Annotated in this window: 20 protein-coding genes and 1 pseudogene; 15 read left to right on the forward strand and 6 right to left on the reverse strand. The window is 70.9% G+C overall.

The window, feature by feature from the left end; genetic code table 11:
* Window positions 1-124: 124 nt before the first annotated feature.
* The 4 genes and pseudogenes from ACIA5D_RS15585 to ACIA5D_RS15600 form a co-directional block, all read left to right on the forward strand.
* Entirely contained in the window at window positions 125-589 is a 465-nt protein-coding gene (locus ACIA5D_RS15585; RefSeq protein WP_396030583.1) for a response regulator transcription factor, read from the forward strand.
* A gap of 1,229 nt (window positions 590-1,818) precedes the next feature.
* The gene (locus ACIA5D_RS15590) at window positions 1,819-2,709 is read left to right on the forward strand and encodes a helix-turn-helix domain-containing protein (protein ID WP_396030584.1); all 891 of its coding nucleotides are present in this window, start codon (window positions 1,819-1,821) and stop codon (window positions 2,707-2,709) included.
* Window positions 2,710-2,771: 62 nt separating this feature from the next.
* A complete protein-coding gene (locus ACIA5D_RS15595) occupies window positions 2,772-3,353 on the forward strand; it encodes a dihydrofolate reductase family protein (protein ID WP_396030585.1) in 582 nt (193 codons plus the stop codon).
* Window positions 3,354-3,386: 33 nt separating this feature from the next.
* Window positions 3,387-3,569, forward strand: a pseudogene (locus ACIA5D_RS15600) (transposase); the annotation flags it as partial.
* On the opposite strand, the gene ACIA5D_RS15605 reads toward ACIA5D_RS15600, so the two are convergent.
* Entirely contained in the window at window positions 3,558-4,661 is a 1,104-nt protein-coding gene (locus ACIA5D_RS15605) for a M20 family metallopeptidase (RefSeq protein WP_396030586.1), read from the reverse strand. The pseudogene ACIA5D_RS15600 and the gene ACIA5D_RS15605 sit on opposite strands and share 12 nt — an antisense overlap.
* A 159-nt stretch (window positions 4,662-4,820) precedes the next feature.
* Between ACIA5D_RS15605 and ACIA5D_RS15610 the strand changes: the two genes are divergently transcribed.
* Entirely contained in the window at window positions 4,821-5,447 is a 627-nt protein-coding gene (locus ACIA5D_RS15610) for a TetR/AcrR family transcriptional regulator (protein ID WP_396030587.1), read from the forward strand.
* A gap of 39 nt (window positions 5,448-5,486) precedes the next feature.
* Here the strand turns inward: ACIA5D_RS15610 and speB are convergent, their stop codons facing one another.
* Window positions 5,487-6,524: an agmatinase gene (speB, locus tag ACIA5D_RS15615; protein ID WP_396030588.1), complete on the reverse strand. Its 1,038-nt coding sequence runs from the start codon at window positions 6,522-6,524 to the stop codon at window positions 5,487-5,489.
* A 74-nt stretch (window positions 6,525-6,598) separates the two neighbouring features.
* Here speB and ACIA5D_RS15620 point away from each other — a divergent pair, with 74 nt between their 5' ends.
* A complete protein-coding gene (locus ACIA5D_RS15620) occupies window positions 6,599-7,489 on the forward strand; it encodes a serine/threonine-protein kinase (protein ID WP_396030589.1) in 891 nt (296 codons plus the stop codon).
* Between the two features lie 120 nt (window positions 7,490-7,609).
* On the opposite strand, the gene ACIA5D_RS15625 is transcribed toward ACIA5D_RS15620, so the two are convergent.
* Window positions 7,610-8,461: a universal stress protein gene (locus tag ACIA5D_RS15625; protein ID WP_396030590.1), complete on the reverse strand. Its 852-nt coding sequence runs from the start codon at window positions 8,459-8,461 to the stop codon at window positions 7,610-7,612.
* Window positions 8,458-10,011 (reverse strand): amino acid permease, encoded by a 1,554-nt coding sequence (locus tag ACIA5D_RS15630; RefSeq protein ID WP_396030591.1) that lies wholly within the window; start codon window positions 10,009-10,011, stop codon window positions 8,458-8,460. Before ACIA5D_RS15630 ends, ACIA5D_RS15625 begins: the two co-directional genes overlap by 4 nt.
* A 215-nt stretch (window positions 10,012-10,226) precedes the next feature.
* On the opposite strand from ACIA5D_RS15630, the gene ACIA5D_RS15635 reads away from it, so the two are divergent.
* The 7 genes from ACIA5D_RS15635 (at window position 10,227) to ACIA5D_RS15665 (ending at window position 18,001) form a co-directional block, all read left to right on the forward strand.
* Window positions 10,227-10,577 carry an STAS domain-containing protein gene (locus ACIA5D_RS15635; protein ID WP_396030592.1) on the forward strand — a complete coding sequence of 117 codons (351 nt, stop codon included), beginning with the start codon at window positions 10,227-10,229 and terminating at the stop codon, window positions 10,575-10,577.
* 53 nt (window positions 10,578-10,630) lie between these two features.
* Complete coding sequence (locus ACIA5D_RS15640) at window positions 10,631-11,644, forward strand: alpha/beta hydrolase (protein WP_396030593.1); 1,014 nt, start codon at window positions 10,631-10,633, stop codon at window positions 11,642-11,644.
* Window positions 11,645-11,669: 25 nt separating this feature from the next.
* On the forward strand, window positions 11,670-12,905 hold the full coding sequence (locus ACIA5D_RS15645; protein ID WP_396030594.1) for a RimK family alpha-L-glutamate ligase: 1,236 nt from the start codon (window positions 11,670-11,672) through the stop codon (window positions 12,903-12,905).
* Between the two features lie 44 nt (window positions 12,906-12,949).
* Entirely contained in the window at window positions 12,950-13,369 is a 420-nt protein-coding gene (locus tag ACIA5D_RS15650) for a DUF5990 family protein (RefSeq protein ID WP_396031003.1), read from the forward strand.
* On the forward strand, window positions 13,366-16,353 hold the full coding sequence (locus tag ACIA5D_RS15655; RefSeq protein ID WP_396030595.1) for a DEAD/DEAH box helicase: 2,988 nt from the start codon (window positions 13,366-13,368) through the stop codon (window positions 16,351-16,353). Before ACIA5D_RS15650 ends, ACIA5D_RS15655 begins: the two co-directional genes overlap by 4 nt.
* Window positions 16,346-17,119, forward strand: coding sequence for a hypothetical protein (locus ACIA5D_RS15660; protein WP_396030596.1), 774 nt, complete (start codon window positions 16,346-16,348; stop codon window positions 17,117-17,119). The genes ACIA5D_RS15655 and ACIA5D_RS15660 overlap by 8 nt, the downstream gene beginning before the upstream one ends.
* 111 nt (window positions 17,120-17,230) lie before the next feature.
* Window positions 17,231-18,001: a hypothetical protein gene (locus ACIA5D_RS15665; protein WP_396030597.1), complete on the forward strand. Its 771-nt coding sequence runs from the start codon at window positions 17,231-17,233 to the stop codon at window positions 17,999-18,001.
* Between the two features lie 59 nt (window positions 18,002-18,060).
* Here ACIA5D_RS15665 and ACIA5D_RS15670 read toward each other — a convergent pair whose 3' ends face one another.
* Together ACIA5D_RS15670 and ACIA5D_RS15675 are read right to left on the reverse strand one after the other, a co-directional pair.
* Entirely contained in the window at window positions 18,061-19,476 is a 1,416-nt protein-coding gene (locus tag ACIA5D_RS15670) for an SDR family NAD(P)-dependent oxidoreductase (protein WP_396030598.1), read from the reverse strand.
* A gap of 78 nt (window positions 19,477-19,554) precedes the next feature.
* Window positions 19,555-19,848 (reverse strand): hypothetical protein, encoded by a 294-nt coding sequence (locus ACIA5D_RS15675; protein ID WP_396030599.1) that lies wholly within the window; start codon window positions 19,846-19,848, stop codon window positions 19,555-19,557.
* A 281-nt stretch (window positions 19,849-20,129) separates the two neighbouring features.
* Between ACIA5D_RS15675 and ACIA5D_RS15680 the strand changes: the two genes are divergently transcribed.
* Window positions 20,130-20,333 (forward strand): ferredoxin, encoded by a 204-nt coding sequence (locus ACIA5D_RS15680; RefSeq protein WP_396030600.1) that lies wholly within the window; start codon window positions 20,130-20,132, stop codon window positions 20,331-20,333.
* 43 nt (window positions 20,334-20,376) lie between these two features.
* On the forward strand, window positions 20,377-20,937 hold the full coding sequence (locus tag ACIA5D_RS15685; protein ID WP_396030601.1) for a TetR/AcrR family transcriptional regulator: 561 nt from the start codon (window positions 20,377-20,379) through the stop codon (window positions 20,935-20,937).
* The last annotated feature ends 168 nt before the right edge of the window (window positions 20,938-21,105 follow it).

A 21,105-nucleotide genomic window follows, 5' to 3' on the forward strand; every position in this document is an offset into this window, starting at 1 on the left:
TACGGCTCTGCCTCCTGCGGGTCGCACCCGTCGCGCAACCAAGATTCTCCTGCCGGTCGGCCGACCCCCGCCGATCTACCTGCCGCTCCCCGGAACAGCAGCCCACCTCGGTCAGGAGAACGCAGTGGTTGTAGCCGCCACGTCCACCGTCCCCGGTCTCACCGTGCCGTCGCTGTCGCTGGTCGCCCCCGTCGCCGACTGGGCGACCGACGTGACCGAGCCGACCATCCTGGTAGCCGACGACGACGAGACCGTACGCGACCTGGTCGCCTTCAAACTGGTCTCGGCCGGCTACCAGGCGATCACCGCGGAGGACGGCAGCACCGCACTCGACATGGTGCACCGCGAGCAGCCCGACATGGTGATCCTGGACATCACCATGCCCGGCATGGACGGCCTGAGCGTCTGCTACGAGCTCCACTCATCGGCAACAACCGCCCAGATCCCGGTCCTGATGTTCAGCGGCCGCGACCGCCAGGTAGACATCGACCTGGGCCTGACCGTAGGCGCCGACGACTACCTGATCAAACCTTTCAGCCCCGCCGAGCTGATCCGCCGGGTCCGCTGGCTCCTGCTCGCCAACGACTAGCCACCCCGCCAGCAGCAAGCCACCTGTGGACGACGCCGAAAACTTGTCACACCCACCTGCTTAACTGGCCCCGCCCACAAGGGTGGGGGAGGTCCGTGGGCCGGCCCAGCAGCTTCGAAATCAAATTCCTGCAAACGCTTCCGACGGCTCGAATAATTGCGGTCGAGCCCGATCCCACCCCGTCGGCAAACTCTGATTCGATCGGCATCAGCCGTCGGCCGGCACAGAATTCCCAGAATCGTGCTGTCCGCGGAAAGCAGCACGGAAACGCCATCGACCGAATGGCGCGACTGACGATTGAATGCGGCACCTCTCGTGTGCCGAGCGGTGTGCGGCCGCTTGGTTGTCGACCTGGGCGGTGTTGGTCGGGCGTCGGGCCGCGATGTCTGTGCCGCACCGTCGATTGCCGGTAGGGGCTCGACCCGCCCGGCCGCGACCCGCCCGGCCGCGACCCGCCCGGCCGCGACCCGCCCGGCCGCGACCCGCCCGGCCGCGACCCGCCCGGCCGCGACCCGCCCGGCCCGCCCGGCGGACACAGGTTGCGCCGCATGCTCGTTCGCCGCTGGTGTTAGCTGGAGCTCGGCCGGGCCGGCGCCGCGCTCGGGGGCCACAGGTTGCGTCGCCTGCGTGCGCGTTGGGCGGGCTGGCTGCCCGATGGCTGGGCGCGTTGCCTGCCCGGCTGCCGAACCAAGGTGCTGGCTGGTGCGGGTGGCCGGCGCCGCTGGCGACGGCGGTGGTGCGTCCGCGCGGCCCGGCGACGGGGGCGGAGTGCCCGCGCGGCCTGGCGGCGGCGGTGGAGTGCCCGCGTGGCCCGACCAGAGCCTCCGCTCGGCTGCCGTCAACGCAGTACCGTCGTCTCCGCCGTGCAGGCGGCGCATCTTGCGGGCGTGCCGCTCGACGAGACCCCAAGCGCGATGCCGGGCGTGCTCTCGGCGAAACGCTTCACTCGCCGGAGAATAGCGGCGTGACCGAGTGCGATCACGCATTTCCGCCACTTGGGCCTTGGTGAAGAATTCCATCTGTCGCACCCCAATATTGTCCCACCTCAACGAATCCGGCGGTAAGTCCAAAGTCTTGTTGGATCATGCCAATCCCGCCGCCGTCGCCATCAAAGAATGGCACCGGGCGGGCTGGGGCGACATTCCTCGACAAACGGGCCCTTCACAACGTGGGGTGTAGTTGGGGACCGAAATGCGCCGGGGCGCCCGTCAGGGATCGGCGCCGGCTCGATGCTGGCGGCGGCGCGTGATGCCGGATGGGGCGTCGGCAATGATGTCGGCGTGGAGTATGTATCCAGGGTGCCCGGTCCGCCGCTGGACGGGCTGATCAACGACCTCTACTACCTGGAGGGCGCCCCGCCGTACTCCCGGTTGATGCTGCCGGCGGCGCCCGCGCCATTGCTCATCGTCAACCTCGGGGCGCCGTTTCTCATCCGCGCAGGCACCGACGTAGACGCCGTGGAGTACGCCGACGGCTGCGCCGTCACCACGCCCACGCGTGCGTGGGAGTTCAGTTACCCAACCCCGACCCGGTCCGTGGGCGTCCACTTCAGGCCGTGGGGCCTGGCACCGTTCCTTCCGATGCCCGCGGCCGAGTTGTGCGACCGACCTGCGACGGTGGAGCGGATCTGGGGCCAGCCCGCTATCGCTGCATTGCGACACCGACTGACCTTGGCGAACGCACCGCACGAAATGCTGATGTTGCTCGAGGAGGAACTGGTGCGACGGCTGCGGGTGATCGACGGTCTTGACCTGGTCCGCCAAATGAGCAGCGCCGTCGCGGCGACAGGCGGGACAGTGCCGATCAGCGACATCGGTGTGGCGGCCCGCGCCAGCAGCACGTACTTGGCGAAGCGGTTCAAGGCCGTAGTCGGTGTCACGCCAAAACGGCTGGCTCGCAGCTACCGCTTCAGCTCCGCCGTGTTGGCGCTCGACGTCGCTGCACCGATCGACTGGGGAGACGTTGCCGCTGGCGCGGGCTACTCCGACCAGGCCCACTTCGTGCGCGAGTTCCGGGAGTTCACCGGGCTCACGCCGACCCGGTACGCCGAAGTCCGGCGGCGATTCCTGCGCGATCATCCCGACCACGTCCTGGACGGCTGGCCGCTCCCGGCCGATTGATTTCGTACAAGAGCGACAGCTCACGCCGCACAAGACTTGGGACTCCAACAGAGGAGGAATCCATGGGGAAAGTGGTCATGAACGCGTCGGTTTCGGTGGATGGTTACATCGCGGCTGAGAACGACGATCCCGGTCCGATCTTCGAGTGGCTGGTCAGCGGTGACGTGCCGTTGGACGACAGTGGCGTTCTGAAGGTGTCGCAGGCTTCGTTCGACTACGTCCGGCCGTACTGGGACGAGGTCGGGGTTACCATTGCCGGCCGTCATGCCTTCGACATCACCGACGGCTGGGATGGGACGCCTCCGAGTGGGATCGACCATGTGGTCGTGGTGAGTCACCGTGGTGCGCCCGAGGGCTGGGACCTCCAGGCGCCGTTCCACTTTGTCGACGGCATCGAGGCGGCCGTGGCCAAGGCGCGGGAGCTTGCGGGTGACCGCACTGTCGAGTTCGCTGCCGGCGACGTCGGCGGCCAGGCGCTCGCCGCAGGTTGGGTCGACGAGGTACGCATGGACGTCGCACCCGTCGTGCTCGGGTCCGGTAAGCGTTACTTCGGCTCCGTCGACGCGCAGCACCTGCTGGAAGGCCCAGACGTAGTTGTTCAGGGCAACCGGGTGGTTCACCTGCGCTATCGGGTGCGCCGTTGACCGATCTGAGTGGGTACGCGAAGAAGACCGCTGCGACGCGCAGCCGACGTGCTGGCCTACTTCGACCGTCCCGGCACCGGCAACGGCCCCACCAAGGCGATCAACGGCCGGCTCGAGCACCTGCGCGGTTCCGCACTCGGGTTCCGCAACCTCACGAACTACATCGCCAGATCGCCGCTCGAGACCGGAGGCTTCAGGCCGCAATTACACCCTCGATCGAGAAGAGCCGCCAAACGCGCGCAGAAACCCGACAAGCGCATCGTGATAGGGCTGCAGCGTCGTCAGGTCGACGTACTCGGCCGGCCCGTGCTGTCCGTCTCCGCCGGGTCCGAAGATCACCGCGTCGATGCCGAGCGCGTGGTAGTACCGCCCATCGGCCGCGCCGTGCTTGCGCAGCAGGTCGCCCGAGTAGCCGACCGACCGCGAGGCCGCCCGCAGCGCCACGACGCCCGGTCCCGCCGGGTCGGCGAAGTGTGGTGGACCGAGCGCGTCCACGGTCGCCGCGAGGCCGCTGACCTTGCGCAGGTGCCTGGCGACCTCCTCGCGGGTGCGCCCCTCGAAGTCGGGGTCGGTGGGCGGGTAGCGGATGTCCAGCCACGCCGAAGCCGCCGCCGGCACCTGGTTGTAGGCCTGGTTCGGCGTCGCGATCCGCGCCACGTTGACGGTGGTGGTCCACGCCTCCGCGGCCGGCACCGGATACCGCTCCAGCAGGCGCCCGATCCCCGCGGTCAGCGAGAGCAGCGCGTTCTCCCCGAGCCAGGGGTAGGCGGCGTGCGCCCCGAGCCCCGAAGTCTCCAGCCGGGCGTGGCAGATCCCCTTCGACTCGTTCACCACCTTGAGGCCGCTCTGCTCGCCGATCACGACAAAGCCGGCCCGCACGCCCGCCGCGAGCTGGTGCCCGGTTCCGTCGGCGCCGCCGACCTCCTCATCGGTGACGAGCTGCAATCCCATCGCGTACGGGAGTTCGCCCGCGACCTCGCGGAACACGCTCGTCATCACCAGCGCGGCGGCCTTCATGTCGTGTGCACCGCGCCCGTAGAGCCGATCCCCGTCGCGCCGCGGCACGAACTGTTCGTCCGGGGCCGGCACCACATCTAGGTGTGCGTTGAGGATGACCCGCAGTTCCCCGTCCGCGCCGGGCGGGTGAAGGAGCGCGCTGGGCTTCCCGTTCGATGCGAAGCGGCGCACCGCGAACCCGGGCCCCGCCTCGCCGACCACGAATTCGAGCGCCCGCCCGAGCTCGTCCGGCCGGTCGGCCGTGGAGGGTAGCGCGATCAGCTCGGCAAGGCGCTCCGTCCACGGCGTCATGCCCCCAGGATCCCGGCGCCGTCAAGACCACGCCCGGGTCCCGCCGAACTTTCCCGGCCGCCGGCCCGGCGGCAGGGTATGGCCGGATGGGTCGGTGAGCCGGTCCGCAGCGCCGGGTGCTGGTGCTGAGCCCGTACCAAATGGTGATAGACATGCGCCGTGAGTGACGTGACCCGTAACGGCGGGCGCCGGGCTGCGCGCAAGCGAGACGACGTGCTTGCCGCCGCCTGCTCGGTGGTCGCGGAACGCGGCGCCGACGCGACCAGGTTCACCGACGTCACGGCCGCCACCGGGGTCGGCGTGTCGACGCTGCAGTACTACTTCGGCAGCCGGGAGGACATGCTCATCGCGGTGTTCCGGTTCGCGGCGCAGAGCGACTTCGACGCGGTGGAGGCTCGGCTCGGTGGGGTGACGGGTCCGTGGGAGCGGCTTGTCGTGATCGCCTCGCATCTGACGGGGGCGGTGGGCAGTGACGCGGGGTGGCGGCTCTGGGTGGAGTCGTGGCGGTGGGCGCTGCGCGACCCGGACGTGCGGGCCGAGGTGCTCGGCGACTACACGCGGTGGCACGTGCTGATCGCGGAGATCATTGCGGCGGGGGTGGCGCAGGGAGTGTTCCAGACCGATGCGGCTCCGATGGACGTGGCGCGGCAGGCGCTGGCGCTGGTCGACGGGCTGGCGTTGCCGGTGGCTCTGGGCGACCCGCAGGTCACCGGGGCGATGGCCGGCGACCTGCTCGCCGATGCGCTCGGACGGCTGGTGGGACTGCGCCCGGCGGCAGCGCCCTGACCGCCGCGGGCGGGCCTACGCCTGGTCGGCGGGCCGGGCCTACGCCTGGTCGGCGGGCCGGGTGCCGCGGCCTTCCAGCAGCGGGGTCGACCGCTTCCAGCGCGGGCCCTCGCCGTCCTTGCGGCGGCGCGCCATGCCGGAGAGGGCCTCGAGGACGACGCGGTTGCCGAGCATCGCGGTGATCTCGGCGTGGTCGAACGGCGGGGACACCTCGACGATGTCCATGCCGACGACCGGGAGCTCGTGGCAGATGCGGGAGACGGCGTCGAGCAGCTGGCGGGCGGAGAGGCCGCCGGGCTCGGGGGTGCCGGTGCCGGGGGCGTGGCCGGGATCGCAGACGTCGATGTCGACGCTCAGGAAGACGCCGTCGCAGCCGTCCATGGCGATCTCGAAGGCGCGGTCGAGAATCGTGTCGAGGCCGTGTTCGACGATCTCGCTCATGTGGAACGAGTTCATGCCCTGGTCGGCCATCCAGTCGAGGACATCGGGGCCGGGCCAGTAGCCGCGCAGTCCGAGCTGGAGGAAGCGGTCGCCGCGGACGGCGCCCGACTCGATCAGGCGGCGCATGGGCTGGCCGTGGCCGTAGAGGCTGCCGAACTCGATGTCGCCGGTGTCGGCGTGGGCGTCGAAGTGGATCACCGAGATCTTCCCGGGGCCGTACTTCTTCGACACGCCCGTGACGTCGGGCCAGGTGACCGTGTGGTCGCCGCCGAGGATCAGCGGAATGGCCCCATTTTTCGCGATAAAGGCGACGGCGTCCTCGATAGTCTGGCAGGACCGCTGGATCTCGCCGGAGTAGACCTCGAGGTCACCGGCGTCCTTCACGGTGAGATCGCCGGTCAGGGCGTCGACGCGCATCGCCATGTGCGGGCGCGATCCGTCGTGCGGCAGGTAGTCCGTGCCGCGGATCATTTGTGGCCCGAACCGGGCGCCCGGCCGGTGCGAGGTGCCGCCGTCGAACGGCGCCCCGACGATCACCACATCCGCATCCGCAAAGGTCGCGGGCTCCTGCCAGTCGCAGGCGGGCACGCCGAGGAAGGTGTAGTCCGGGCCGAACATGGGGCCGTATCTGGTCACTCCGCGGACTGTATCGCCATACAGTATTGGTGTACAGCGTTTGTGCCCTGTTGGCGGCGGGTACCGGCCCGCTCATGGCGACGCGGACCTTGGGCAACCGATACCACCTGGTCCGGCGCATCGGCCGCGGCGGCATGTCCGAGGTATGGCACGGCCACGACGAGGTCCTGGACCGCCCGGTCGCGGTCAAGGTGATGGCGCCGGGTCAAGAGATTCCCATCGATATCGTACGGGCGGAAGCCCGCTCCGCCGCACGCCTGGCCCATCCCAACGTCGCGGGCGTCCACGACTTCGGAACCTCCGCCGACCAGCCGTACATCGTGATGGAGCTGGTCGAGGGCCGTACCCTCGGCGCCCACCTGTCGGCCGGGCCGCTCGACTGGCGCATCTCGGTCCGGATCTGCGCCGAGGTCTCGGCGGGTCTGGCCGCCGCACACGCCGAGCACGTCGTCCACCGCGACATCAAGCCCAGCAACATCATGCTCACCCCATCGGGCGCGAAGGTTCTCGACTTCGGTATCGCGGCCGCGGTCGGCTCGGCCGACCCCGACCCGGACGGCCCGGTGATGGGCACGCCGGCCTATGTGGCGCCGGAGCGCTTCGCCGGCCATCCCGCCACGTCGGCGACCGACATGTTCGCCCTGGGCACGCTGCTCTACCAATGCCTTTCGGGCCGCCTGCCCTGGTTGGCGACCTCGCCGACCGAGCTGGTCGAGGCGACGTGCAAGCTGAACCCCGAGCCGCTGCCCGAGATCGACGGCCTCCCGCCCGAGGTGGTCGACCTGTGCTCGCGCTGCCTGTCGAAGGAGCCGTCCGAGAGGCCGACCGCCCTGGTGGCGGCGCTGCTGCTGGGCGAGGCGGTCGACGCGCGGGTGTACGTGCCGATGCGCGACCTCGCTCCGATCGTGGTGACGGACTGGGCCGACGAGCCGACCTCCCAGGCGGGCCGCCACCGGGCGCCCTGATCCCGGCGATCGGCCGCCGGCTTTCTGTGGCGCCTTTCCGGGGCGCCGCCTTTCCGGGGCGCCGGCTTTCCGGGGCGCCGGCTTTCCGTGGCGCCGGCTTTCCGTGGCGCCGGCGAACGGTCAGCCGCTGCGGGGGACGACCACCACCGGGCGGCGGGCGCGCCGGATCAGCCGGGCCGACACGCCGCCGAGCAGCACCCGCCGGGCCGGCCCGTAGCCCCGGGACCCGCAGAACAACACGTCCACCTCGTCCAGGTCGGCGAGGGTGTCGACCACGTCGCCGGGGACGATGCGCCAGTCGGCGTCGCACGCCGGGACCGAGGCGGCCGCCGACTCCAGGGACCGTTCGTAGGTCTCGCGGGCGGTCTCCAGGAACGCCCGCTCGGCGTCCTGCCCGATGAGGAACGGCTTCGCCGCGTCGCCGGTGGCCACCACGGTGTACAGGCGCAGCCGGGCGCCCGTCCGGGCGGCGAGCCGGGCGGCCTCGGCGAGAGCCGCGCGGCCGTCGGGGGTGTCCACGTACGCCACTCCGATCACGCCCAGCGAGCCGGGCGCCGGGGACAGCTCGGCGGGCGCCACTGCGATCGGGCAGATGCTGCCGGAGAGCAGGCGTTCGGCAGTGCTGCCCGGATACAGGCGCTCGCGGGGCGCATCTTTGCCCGAACCCACCACGATCAGCGATGCGCCCACCTCCTCGGCCAGATCGTGCAGGCCGTGGGCGGCCGACGACGAGGCGACGCTGCGATACTCGGCCGGCGAGCCGGACAAGACCTTGCGGGCGTCGTCGAGGATGCTCTCGGCGGCGCTATGACGGTCGGCGACCCACTCGGCGTCGACGCGGCCCGAGCCGAGGGCGGCGGGCGCGGGATGAACCACCGCGACGATCAGCGGCACGTCCTGCACGGAGGCGGCCCATCGGCCCAGGGTCAGGGCCCCGGCGCCGGGCGCGCCGGCAATCACCGGGCCGGTCACGACTGATCACCAGGCCCGGGTTCCCGGGTGCCAGGCGAAGGAGCGCCGGGCGACGGAGTGCCGGGCGACGGAGTGCCGGGCGACGGAGTGCCGGGCGAAGAGTCCTCGGCGGACGCGTCGCGCGCCCAGCCCGGCGTGCTCTCCGGCTCGGAGCGCAGCCGGGAGTTCCGGTAGCCGTAGAGGGCGTAGATCAGGATGCCGATCACGAGCCACACCACGAACCGCAGCCACGTCTCCCACGGCAGATCGCTCATCAGATAGACGGCGAACGCCACGCCGAGCAGCGGCAGCACCGGCGACCACGGCACACGGTACGGCCGCGGCATCTCGGGGCGGGTGCGGCGCAGGATGATGACGCCGATGTTGACCAGGACGAACGCGAACAGCGTGCCGATGTTGACCAGCTCCACGATGGTGCCGAGCGGGACCAGCGCGGCCAGGATGGAGATCAGCACGCCCAGACCGACGGTCAGCAGCACCGGGGTGCCGTACCGCTGGTTGACGGCGGCGAGCCGCTGCGGCATCAGGCCGTCGCGGCACATGGCGAAGAAGATGCGGGTCTGGCCGTAGAAGATGACCAGCACCACGCTGGTGATCGCGATGACCGCGCCGAGCGCGAGGATCCCGGCCGCCCACGTGATGCCGGCGCCCTCGTCGAGAGCGGCGGCCAGCGGGGCGTCGCTGTCCTTCATCTGATCGGGCGAGGCGATGCCGAGCGCGCCGACCGTGGTGAGCACGTAGAAGACCGTGCAGATCAGCAGCGAGCCGATGATCGCCCAGGGCAGGTCCCGTTCCGGCTTGCGGGCCTCCTCGCTGCCGGTGGAGACCGCGTCGAAGCCGATGTAGGCGAAGAAGATGATCGCCGCGGCCGCGGTCACCCCGTCCACGCCGTCCGGGGCGAACGGGGTGAAGTGGCCGGTGCCGAAGTTCGCGAACGCCACGACGATGAAGAACAGCAGCACGGCCAGCTTGATGACAACCATGACGAGGTTGACCCGCGCGCTCTCGGTCACGCCACGGACCAGCAGGAACGTGATGGCGAGGACCACGAAGACGGCGGGCAGGTTGAACACGCCGCCCTCGGAGGGCGATTTCGAGATCGCGTCGGGCAGCGTCCAGCCGAACGCGGCGTCGAGGAACGCGTTGAGGTTGCCGCCCCAGCCGACGGCGATGCCGGCGACCGACACGCCGTACTCGAGGATCAGGTCCCATCCGATGATCCAGGCGACCAGCTCGCCGAGAGTCGCGTACGTGTACGTGTACGCGCTGCCGGAGACCGGAATGGACGAGGCCAGCTCCGCGTAGGACAGCGCCGAGAACGAGCAGGCCACCGCCGCGAGGACGAAGGAGAGGATGACGGCGGGCCCGGCTATGCCGGCGCCCTTGCCGATCACCACGAAGATGCCGGTGCCGATGATGGCGCCCACGCCCATCGCGGTCAGCTGAGTTGCGCCGACGGCCTTCTTGAGACCGTGCCCCTCCTCGGAGGTCTCGGTGATCAGCGATCGCACGTCGCGTACCGCGAAGATTCCAGGTCTGTTGGTTGACACAAGCCCACCCACCCTCAAAATCGGCGGCCACCGATTTCACCTTGTGCCCAGGTCGTTACTGTCCGCAAGTCGAGAGTGAGGGTTGTCCGGGGCCTACCTTGAGTCGCACCCGCCGCATGCAAGCGGCTTGGTCTCCACCGCCCCGGACAATCCTCATTGGTACCGAAACGCGTGGCGGCCTGCGAGGCGCCGGATCGTCGTTGTACCGTGGGGCGATGGGCGAGGCTGCGGTGACGACACGTCGGCACGCCGACGGGGCCATCGTCATCGAGGTCCGCGGCAGCCTCGACGCCGCCACGGTGGACTCCGTGCGCGAGACCCTGCTGGGCACGCTTGCGCGGGAACGCCCGGTGGTGCTGATCGTCGACCTGACCTTCGTGGTCTTCATGGACTCGATGGGTGTCGGCATGCTGGTCAGCGGCTACAACGTGGCCCGCAAGACGGGCACGAGGTTCGTGCTGCGCAACCCCAGCGAGTTCGTCCACCACCAGTTGCGCGTGACCGGCCTCGCCGAGATGTTCGGCCTCCCGCCCTCCTCGTCTCCCCGGCAGACGTTCACCCCCTGAGCCTTCCTCGGGCTTCCCGCGCGAGATCGTCCGGCGACGGCTACTGTGCGGTCATGGAACGGGTGGCCGGGGCGTGGTGTGACGCCGCCGCCGTCTGTTTCCGCCTGCCCGATCAAGATCAAGAGCTGTCGGGTGTACGGCTGGTGTGCGGTTTCCTGGGCTACCCCGAATTCACGTACGCCGCCGGGCAGAAGCGCTGGGAGCTGCGGGTGCCCCGGCCCGAAGCGGCCCGCATCGAGTACAAGCTCGAGCTGACTCACCGCGACGGGCGCCGCGAGACGATCTGCGACCAGGCCAACCCGCGGCGCGCCCCCGGCGGCTACGGCGAGTCGTCGGTGCTCTGGTGTCCCGGCTACCGTGAGCCCGACTGGCTGAGCCTGCCCCCGGCGGCCGGAGATTGGCGAGACGCCCGCGCGGCCGAGGCGCGGGTCTGGTCGCCGGCCCACCCCGCCGACCGGGTGCTCCTCGTCCACGACGGCCCCGACTACGACAAGTACGCCGAGATCGGCCAGTACGCGGCGGCGTCCGTGGCAGCCGGACGCGTGCGGCCGTTCCACCTCGTGCTGCTGCCCGCGCCCGACCGCTTCGAGACGTACTCGGCCTCCATGCCGTACGCGAAGAAACTGACCACCGAGACCCTGCCCGCGCTCGCCGCCGAGCTGGGCGCCCCGGCGCCGATGGTCGGCGCCGGCGCCAGCCTCGGCGCCCTTGCCATGCTGCATGCCCAGCGACACGCGCCGGAGCTGTTCGCCGGCCTGTTCCTGCAGTCCGGCAGCTTCTTCCAGCACCGGTTCGACTCGCAGGAGTCCGGCTTCGTGCGGTACCAGCGGATCGTGCGGTTCGTGGGCAGGGTGCTGCGCGCGACCGGCGGTCCCGGCGTGCCGGCCACGCTGACCTGCGGCGCCGTCGAGGAGAACCTGGCCAACAACCGCAGCATGGCCGGCGCCCTGCGCAAGCAGGGATACGAGGTCACGTTCGCGGAGAACCGCGACGCGCACAACTGGATCGGCTGGCGGGACGCCCTCGATCCGCATCTGACCACGCTGCTGCAGCGGGTGTGGCCGTAGCTCTTCAATCCCCCGGGAGGACGACGTGGCCGACGTCGAGCACACCATCGGACTGTTGCTGGGCACCGAGGACGACTGGCCGCGGGCGTACGAGGCGTTGCTGCGCCGCCTGGGCGTGGTCACCGGCCCCGGCGGCCGCACCCACCGCACCAGCTCGGTGCGCGTCACCATCGAGCCGTTCAACCTGCGCTACCAGCCGAAGCACGACCTGGTCATCGACCGCCTCGCCTACTGGTACTACCACCCGCGCGAGTGGCTCAAGAAGATCGCGCTGATGGACGACGTGTACCTGCTGAACAGCCCGTTCACGTTCCAGTCGATGGAGAAGCACGCCGCGTACTGCGCGATGATACGGCTCGGCCTCAAAGTGCCCGAGACGGTGCTCGTGCCGTACAAGAACCCTCTCGACAATTCCCGGTACGCCTACACCGCGGCCCGGTACAACCAGGCCTTCGACCTCGACAAGACCGCCGCGCAGGTCGGCTATCCGATGTACATGAAGCCCTACGACGGCGGCGCCTGGGTCGGCGTGTCGCGGATCCGCAACCAGCAGGAGCTGCACGCCGCCTACGACGCCTCCGGCGAGCGGCTCATGCACCTGCAGGCCGCGGTCGAGGGCTACGACGTGTTCGCGCGCTCGCTGACCATCGGCCCCGAGACGATGGTGATGAAGTTCCGGCCCGAGCAGCCCATGCACTCCCGGTACGAGGTCGACCACGGCTTCCTGTCGGCCGACGTCGGCCATGAGGTGGTCACCATCTCCCGCCTGGTCAACGCGTTCTTCCGCTGGGAGTTCAACTCGTGCGAGAGCCTGGTGCGCGGCAGCGACGTCCACCCCATCGACTACGCGAACGCCTGCCCCGACGTCGCGATCACCTCGCTGCACTACTACTTCCCATGGGCGATGGCCGCGCTGCTGCGCTGGACGGTCTTCTGCGTGGTCACCGACCGCAAGCCCCGCCTCGACACCGACACGTCGATGTACTTCGCCGTCGCCGACGACAACTCCCTGTCGTACGCCGAGAAGCTGGTCGAGTACCGCCGCCTGGCCGACGAGTACTTCGAGACCGACCGCTACCGCGACTTCTGTGACACCCACCTGTCGCACGTCAACGAGATCGTCTACGACTGGGTGAGCTCGGAGGAGTTCCGCTCCCTGCTCCGCGAGACCGTCCGGGCCACCTACCCGGTCCACGAGCACGAGAAGTTCGAGGGCCACTTCGGCGGCCTGATCGACGCCTGGGTGCGTGACAACGGCTGATTCCAGTCTTGTCGGACCCCCGGCCTAGAGTCGTTACCGTGCTGATGCGGATCGAGGGGCGAGACCTGCCGACGGGCGATGAGCTGCGGCTGCGCAACGTGCACGTGGGGGTGCAGCGCAAGGCCGAGGTCGTCGACCGGGTGCCGGTGTCGGCCGCGTCGGCGGTGTGGGAGCTCGAGGTGACCGCGCGCGAGGTCGACGGGCTGCTCGACGTGGGCGGCCCGTTCGTGCACGGCCGTCCAGGGGCTCGGTTCCTCTACCTGAGCTGGGGAAACGTCTCCGATTCCGGCTTCGAGATGTTCCGGCGGGCCAAGCTGATGTTCGGTGACATCCCGACGGCGCTGCTGCGCGGCGCCTTCGAGGACGGCGGCGTCCTGGTGGGCGAGCTGGGGCTCACCGACGCGTACGGCGATCCGAAATGTGCCCGCGTCCGGCCGCCCGACATCGTCTGGACGCTGCGATGACCGCTGTCGTCCAGGCGGGGGTGCGGGTCCTGCACGGTTTCGTGGCGGCCGACGGCGCGCTCTGTCTCTGGGGCGAGTCGGATATGTCGCCGGAATTCCGGCGGGGGAGCGGTCATCCGTTCGCGGTCGAGCGTGACCGGCTGCCGTGGGGGGAAGACCTGGCGCGCGCCACGCTCGTGCTGCCCTCGACCAGCGCGGGGCCGCTGCCGTCGCCGCAGCTCGGGCTCGCGCCCCGGCGAGGGACGCCGCGGCCGCGGCCCTGGCACGTGCCGGCGGTGGCGGTGCCGTTCGTCGACGACGACCTGGTCGACGAGTTCGACGGGCGGGCCGGCCATGACGCGCGGTGGCTGATCGAGCTGTGCTCGTTCGCGGCCGACCTCGTGCGGCGCGGGCGGGTGCTGCCGTCGGTGCTGCCGCACGGGCCGATCACGCGGTGGCGGCCGGTGCTCACCGGCTTCGACGCGATCCACCGCGGCGAGCTGCTGCGGCGCATGCCGGCCGCCTGCCGGGCCGCGACCGGCGACCTGCCGGCGGCCGACGTGCTCGGGGCGGCGCTGAACAGATTGGTCGACGGCCTGGTCCGCACCCGCCTGGCGGTGGCCGGAGTCGACGTCGGCGACGGGTGGCTGGCGTCGCTGACCGGCGACCCGGCGTTCACGGCCGCGCCGGCGCTCGCCGACGAGCTCGCCGACCGGCTCGACGCCTGGCACGCGAGCGCCGCCTCCGGCGCGGCGGTGCGCCTCTGCTTCCGGCTCAGCCACTTGCACGAGCTCGACGAGGAGCCGGACGCCACCGACGCGGCGGCCGCCGCCGGTGCCGACGCGTCCGGCCTGGGGTCCACCGCCGGGGGCCGGGACGCCTGGCTGCTGGAGTTTCTGCTGCAGGCGGTCGACGAGCCGAGCGCGCTGGTCACCGCCGCCGACATCTGGCGCGACGAGTACGCCCCGCTGCGCCGCTGGACCCGCCACCCGCAGGAACGGCTGCTCGGCGGGCTCGGCCGGGCCGCCCGGCTCTACCCCGAGCTGCGGGCCGCGCTGCGCGTGCCCCGGCCGATCGACATGGTGCTCGACACCGCCGAGGCGCACACGTTCCTCAGCCAGGCCGCCGTGCTCGAAGAGGCCGGGTACGGCGTGCTGCTCCCCACGTGGTGGCGCGAGCGGCAGGGGCTCGGCCTCGCGCTCGAGCTGCGCGGCCGCGACCCGATCACCCCGGTGCTGCGCGACGAGGCGGCCGACCTCGCGCACATGGTCGATTACCAGTGGGGGCTGGCCGTCGGCGGGCAGTCGCTCACCGAGACGGAGCTGACCGATCTCGCCCAGGCCAAGGTGCCGCTCGTGCGGCTGCGCGGGCGCTGGGTGCACCTCGACCCCGATCATCTCGCGGCCGGCCTGCGGTTCCTCGAGCGCGGCGGCGGCTCGATGACGGCGGGCGCGGCGCTGCGGATGATCAAACTGCTGCCGCCCGAGGAGCTGCCGCTGCCGGTCACCGCGGTCGGGGGCAAGGGATGGCTCGCCGACCTGCTCTCGGGCGAGCTCGACCGGCGGCTCGAGCTGCTCGAACCGCCGGAAGCCCTGGCCGGCGTGCTGCGGCCGTACCAGACAAGGGGTTTCTCCTGGTTGGCCTTTCTCGACGGCCTCGGGCTCGGCGCCTGTCTCGCCGACGACATGGGCCTGGGCAAGACTGTGCAATTGCTCGCGCTGCTGCTGCATCGGCGGTCGGGGCCGGCCCTGCTGATCTGCCCGCTCTCGGTGCTCGGCAACTGGCAGCGCGAGTGCGAGCGGTTCGCGCCGTCGCTGGTCGTCAAAATGCTGCACGGCGCCGAGCGGCCCGCCCCGGCCACGCTCGCCGGCGCCGACATCGTGCTTACCACCTACGCCACCGCCGTCCGCGACGCCGACGATCTGGCCGCGATCTCGTGGGACCGGGTCGTGCTCGACGAGGCGCAGCACGTCAAGAACAGCGGCAGCGTCGTGGCCAAGGCCGTCCGTCGCTTCCCCTCGCGGGTGCGCATCGCCTTGACGGGTACGCCGGTGGAGAACCGCCTCGCCGAGCTGTGGTCGATTCTCGACTTCCTCAATCCGGGCGTGCTCGCGTCGTCGCACACGTTCCGGGCGCGGTTCGCCGTGCCGATCGAGCGGTTCGGCGACGAGGACGCGGCGGCCCGGCTGCGCCAGGCGACCCGGCCGTTCATGCTGCGACGCGTGAAATCCGATCCGGCGGTCATCACCGACCTGCCCGACAAGCGTGCGGTGCGCCACCTGTGCGGGCTGACGACCGAGCAGGCCACGCTGTACCGGGCGGTGCTCGAGGACATGACCACGCACCTGGCCGAGAGCAGCCACAAATGGAACAAGGGCATCGTGCTGGCGGCGATGACCAAGTTGAAACAGGCGTGCGTGCACCCGGCCCTGCTGCTCGGCGACGGCTCGCCGCTGCCCGGGCGCTCCGGCAAGCTCGAGCGCCTCGAAGAGATCCTCGACGGCGCGCTGGCCGACGGGGAGAGCGTGCTGTGCTTCACCCAGTTCGCGAAGTTCGGCGCGATGCTGACCCCGCACCTCGCGGCCCGCTTCGGTGTGCCCGTGCGGTTCCTGCACGGCGGCACCTCGCGTCCGGAGCGCGACGCGATGGTCGCCGCCTTCCAGAACGACCCGCGCCCCGGCATCTTCGTGCTCTCCCTGAAGGCCGGCGGCACCGGCATCAACCTGACCGCGGCCAACCACGTCGTGCACGTCGACCGCTGGTGGAACCCGGCAACCGAGGCCCAGGCCACCGACCGCGCCTACCGCATCGGCCAGCGGCGTGACGTGCAGGTGCACACGCTGGTCTGCCTCGGCACCCTCGAGGAGCGGATCGACCGGTTGCTCGCCGACAAGGGTGTGCTCGCCGAACGGGTGGTGGGCAACGGCGAGGGCTGGCTCACGGCGCTCGACACGGCTTCGCTGCGGGAGCTCGTCCAACTGGCCCCGGAGGCGATCGTTGACTGACGACCGGCTGGCGCTCGCGTTCCTCGGCACGTTCGAATCGCTGCGGATGGGGCCGACGTTCGCCCGCGGGCGGCGCGACGAGCGCGCGGGGCACGTGCGACAGCTGACCATCTCGGGAAGCCTCGTGGTGGCGCTGGTTCGCGGGCCGGACGACCCCAAGGCGTTCCGGGCGCGCATCGCGGTGCGGTCCTTCGGCGCTTCGGAGTGGGCGCGGGTCGAGCAGGACCTGGTGGCCGAGGCGCGGTTCGCGGCCGATCTGCTGGCCGGGCGGATGCCGGCCGGGATCGGGGAGGTGTTCGCGGGGGCGGGGCTCAGCCTGGTGCCGTTGTCGCTCGACGAGGTGGCGATGGATTGCGCCTGCGAGCGCTGGCCCATGCCGTGCGTGCATCTCGCGGCCACGTGTTACGCGCTCGCCCGGTCGTTCGAGGAGGACCCGTTCGGGGTGTTCGCCTGGCGCGGGCGGCACCGGGACGAGTTGCTGCTGCATCTGCGGGAGCTGCGCGCGTCGGCGGCCGCCGCGACCCACGACACCGCCCGCCCGGCCGGAATTCCGGATGTTTCCGATCCACCGATCTCGGCCGCGGAATGGGCTGATGCTTTCTGGGGTGGACAGCCGGCTACCCAGGCCGCCGTCAGTGGGCGGCCGGGGGCCGCCACCAGACCCGATGCGCTGCTCGACCAGCTCGATCCACCGCCGCTCTCGCATGACGGTCGTCCCGTTGTCGACCTTTTGCGTCCGGCGTACCTCGCCATGCCCGAAGAGTAGGCGGAGTCCGTTCTTCCACGATCGGGGTATACCCGGCGAAACCCACTGATCACATTCCGTGAGCGTGGTCCCCTTGTCAAGGCATAACTCTTTGTCAAGAGAAGGTGTGACATGAACCGATTTACCCGGATGCTTATGATGACCGGCCTCGGCCTGGTAACGGGCGTCACGGTCGGTGTGGGACCGGCCATGGCCGCCTCCAGCACCGATCAGGGGGCGGCGCGGTCGGAGGGCGGTGCCAGCGCTCAGTCGCGCAGCGACCGGGGCGACCGACTCGTCGGGTTCTTCCGCAGCTGGCGGATGTGTGAGCGGGCCGGCGACTACGGCCAGGACGAGGGCTTTTGGGAGGACTACGACTGCATCACCGTCCGCACCGGCGCCTTCCGGAAGCGCATTGCGCTGGTCGTCGACTACGACGACTGGGGCCACGGCTGGTCGGGTCACTGGCCGGGCAAGTGGTGGGTCGGTGGATGGTGGCCGGGCCACGGCTCCTGGAGCAACGGCTGGGGCAACAACGGCTGGGGCAACGGCTGGGGCAACAACGGCTGGGGCAACGGCAACGGGAACAACGGCTGGGGCAACGGCAACGACAACAACGGCTGGGGCAACGGCAACAACAACGGCGGCTGGGGCAACGGCAACGGCAACAACGGCAACAACAACGGCAACAACAACGGGAACGGCAACGGGAACGGCAACGGCAACGGCAACGGGAACGGCAACGGCAACGGGAACGGGAACGGGAACGGGAACGGGAACGGGAACGGCAACGGGAACGGCAACGGGAACGGCAACGGCTGGGGCAACGGGAACGGCAACGGCTGGGGCAACGGAAACGGCAACAGCTTCGGCCCGGGCAGCACCCAGGGTCTTCGTGGCTGATTCCCTCAGTCGCACATGACCGGGCGAGCCACACCCCACCGGGTGTGGCTCGTTTCGTGTCACCAGGCGACGGGCGCGTAGTCCTTGAGGAAGCAGCCGTACAAGTCTTCGCCGTGCTCGCCGCGGACGATCGGGTCGTAGACCCGGGCCGCGCCGTCTACCAGGTCGAGCGGGGCGTGGAAGCCCTCGCCGGCCAGCCGCATCTTGGCCGGGTGCGGCCGCTCGTCGGTGATCCAGCCGGTGTCGACGCTGGTCATCAGGATGCCGTCGGCGAACATGTCGTCCGCGCTGGTGCGGGTCAGCATGTTCAGCGAGGCCTTGGCCATGTTGGTGTGCGGGTGGCCGGCGCCCTTGTAGCCGCGGGTGAAGATGCCCTCCATGGCCGAGACGTTCACGACGTAGCGGCGCGGGAACGCCGACCTCGTCATCGCCGGGCGCAGGCGGCTGACCAGGATGAACGGCGCCGTCACGTTGCAGAGCTGCACCTCGAGCAACTCGAGGGGGTCGACTTCGTGGACGCGGTCGCTCCAGCTGTTGGTCGTGGTGACGTCGGGGACCAGCCCGCCGGCGTCGATCGCGGCCGAGCGGGCGACCAGCGCGAGCTCGGTGACCTGCTGCGCGCTCAAGGAGGACCCACCGCCGGCGGTGAGCACGGCCGCGGGCGAGACGCCGGCCGTCCCGAAGTACTCGAGCTCGGGCAGCGGCCCGTCGGGCAGCGCCTCCCGTTCGGCGGCCGCGATCGCCGCGTAGGCGCCGGCCGTGCGGCGTACGGTCTGGGCGGCATTGTTGATCAGGATGTCCAGCGGGCCGCGCGCGGCGACCGAGTCGGCGAGGCCGACGACCTGGGCGGGATCGCGCAGGTCGAGGCCGACCACCCGCAGCCGGTGCAGCCAGTCGGCGCTGTCGGGCATCGCCGCGTAGCGGCGGACCGCGTCGTGCGGGAAGCGCGTGGTGATGGTGAGGTCGGCGCCGTCGCGCAGCAGGCGCAGCGCGATGTACATGCCGATCTTGGCGCGTCCGCCGGTCAGGAGGGCCCGGCGACCGGTCAGATCGGTGCGGGCGTCGCGCTTGGCGTGGTTGGTGGCGGCGCAGTCGGGGCAGAGCTGGTGGTAGAACGCGTCGACCACGGTGAAGCGCTGCTTGCAGACGTAGCAGCCGCGGGCCTGGCGCAGCACGCCGGCCGTGCCGCCGGTGATCGTGGTGCGCAGCGGGATGCCGGCGGTCTCGTCGTCGATGCGGCCCGGAGCGCCGGTGGCGGTCGCCTCGGTGACCTCACGGTCGGCCGTGAGGACCGCGTCGCGCCGCTCCCGGCGGCGCTGCAGCTTGACGGTCTTGAACAGCCCGGCGGTGGCCCGCCGGACGGCGACCGCGTCCGGATGCTCGGGCGGGAGCATCTCGGCCTCGGCCAGGACGGCCAGGCAGATCGCCAGCCGCTCGGGGTCCAGCCCCGCGCTCTTGTCGGCGTCGCCCGCCATGTCCGTCCGTCTCCTTCGCTGATGGCCTACCCCAGGAACTCTACTGAGCCCCTCTGATCGGCCGCGAAGTCGCCCGCTTTACGTGAGCGTCGCCATCCGCGCCACCGGGCGGGTGGCATAGCGGCGCGAGTTGAGCCGCTTGGGCACGACCTCGATGCGGGGTTCCCGATCGGGGTCGAGCTGGGCGGGCGACGACACGACGATCACCGACGCCAGCCCGTCCTTGAGCATCCGCAGCGCGGCGGGCCAGTCACCGCAGATCAGGCCGGCCACCGCATAACGGCGGACGGCGCAGTAATCGAGGCAGCGTGCGGCGTTCACCTCGAATCTGTCCGCCTGAACGAAAACAACCGCGTTCGTCACCGTGACCATCTCCTCCACCCCGGGTCGCTGTGCGAGCGAGCCCCACCCTGCCGTGCCGGTGCCCGGATTCCCATCGACCGAACCGGACGACTCGCCGCCGCGCATCCCGACTATCGACCCTCTCTGGTCGTAGAAGGACTGTCCGGACGGACATTTCCCTTGTACTGTCGGGTTGCTGACTGAGCCAAACGGCCTTAGCCTCTTTCAGTGGCGGCACGTATTGACGAGCCTCGCGATGACGGGCAGTGTTGGAGCGTTCGCCCACCGTGGAGCACATGTGGAGCTGCCCCATGAAGGTAACGGTCGACACGAGCCTGTGCATCGGCTCGGGGACGTGTGCGCTGACCGCGCCCGCCGTCTTCGGCCAGGACGAGGAGCAGGCGGTGGTTGTCGTCCTCGACGGCTCGCCGCCCGAGTCGCAGCGCGAGGCGGTCGAGCTGGCGGTCAAGAGCTGCCCGGCCGCGGTCATCCGCCTGTACGCCACCACGGGCTGAGACGTTCCGGCATACATTCAGTAACTTCGATAGCTTGAGGGTCATGCGCGCACCGGGGGAGACCGAGGATTCGCTGCTGTTCGCGGCGGCCGAGACGTTCGGGCGGGACGGGTACGCCGCCACGTCGCTCGACGAGGTGGCGCGGCTCGCCGGGGTCGGCCGCGGCGCCGTGTATCACCGCTACGGCACCAAGTCGGCCCTGTTCCGCGGCGCACTCGTCTTCCGGCAGCGGCGGCTCGCCGAGCGGTTCGTGTCGGCCTCCTCGGTACGGATCGGGTGGGACGCGCTGCGCGCCGGGTGCACGGTGGTGCTCGACGCCTATCGCGACCCCGGGGTGCGGCGGATCCTGCTGATCGACGGCCCGGCGGTGCTCGGCCCCGAGCAGGTCCGGACCATCGAGGACGGGTATGTGGGCGACCTGCTGCGGCGCGGGCTGCAGCAGGCGACCGGCGATCGGGACGTCGAGGCGCGGCTGTCGGTGCTGCGCGGGGCGCTCGCCGAGGCCGGGCTGCTGCTGGCCCGCGATCCCGCGGCGCTGGGCGCGCTCGGGCGCGAGATCGAGGTGCTGCTCGACGCGTTCGAGCGGAACCCGGCGCCGGCGTAGCGCTTTTCATCTCCGCCAAACGTAACTACGATCGTCGATGTATGGGAGCGCTCCCAGCAGGTGGGGGGGGGGGCCCCCCAAAAAGGGCAGCGCCCCCCCCCAAAACAACCCCCCGAGACGAAGCCGCCCGTAGGGGGGATGGGGGGGGGGGCCCGCCGGCCCCGCCCG

Origin of the sequence: Actinoplanes sp. NPDC051513 (assembly GCF_044454685.1) — a bacterium.
Taxonomy (GTDB): Bacteria; Actinomycetota; Actinomycetes; order Mycobacteriales; family Micromonosporaceae; genus Actinoplanes.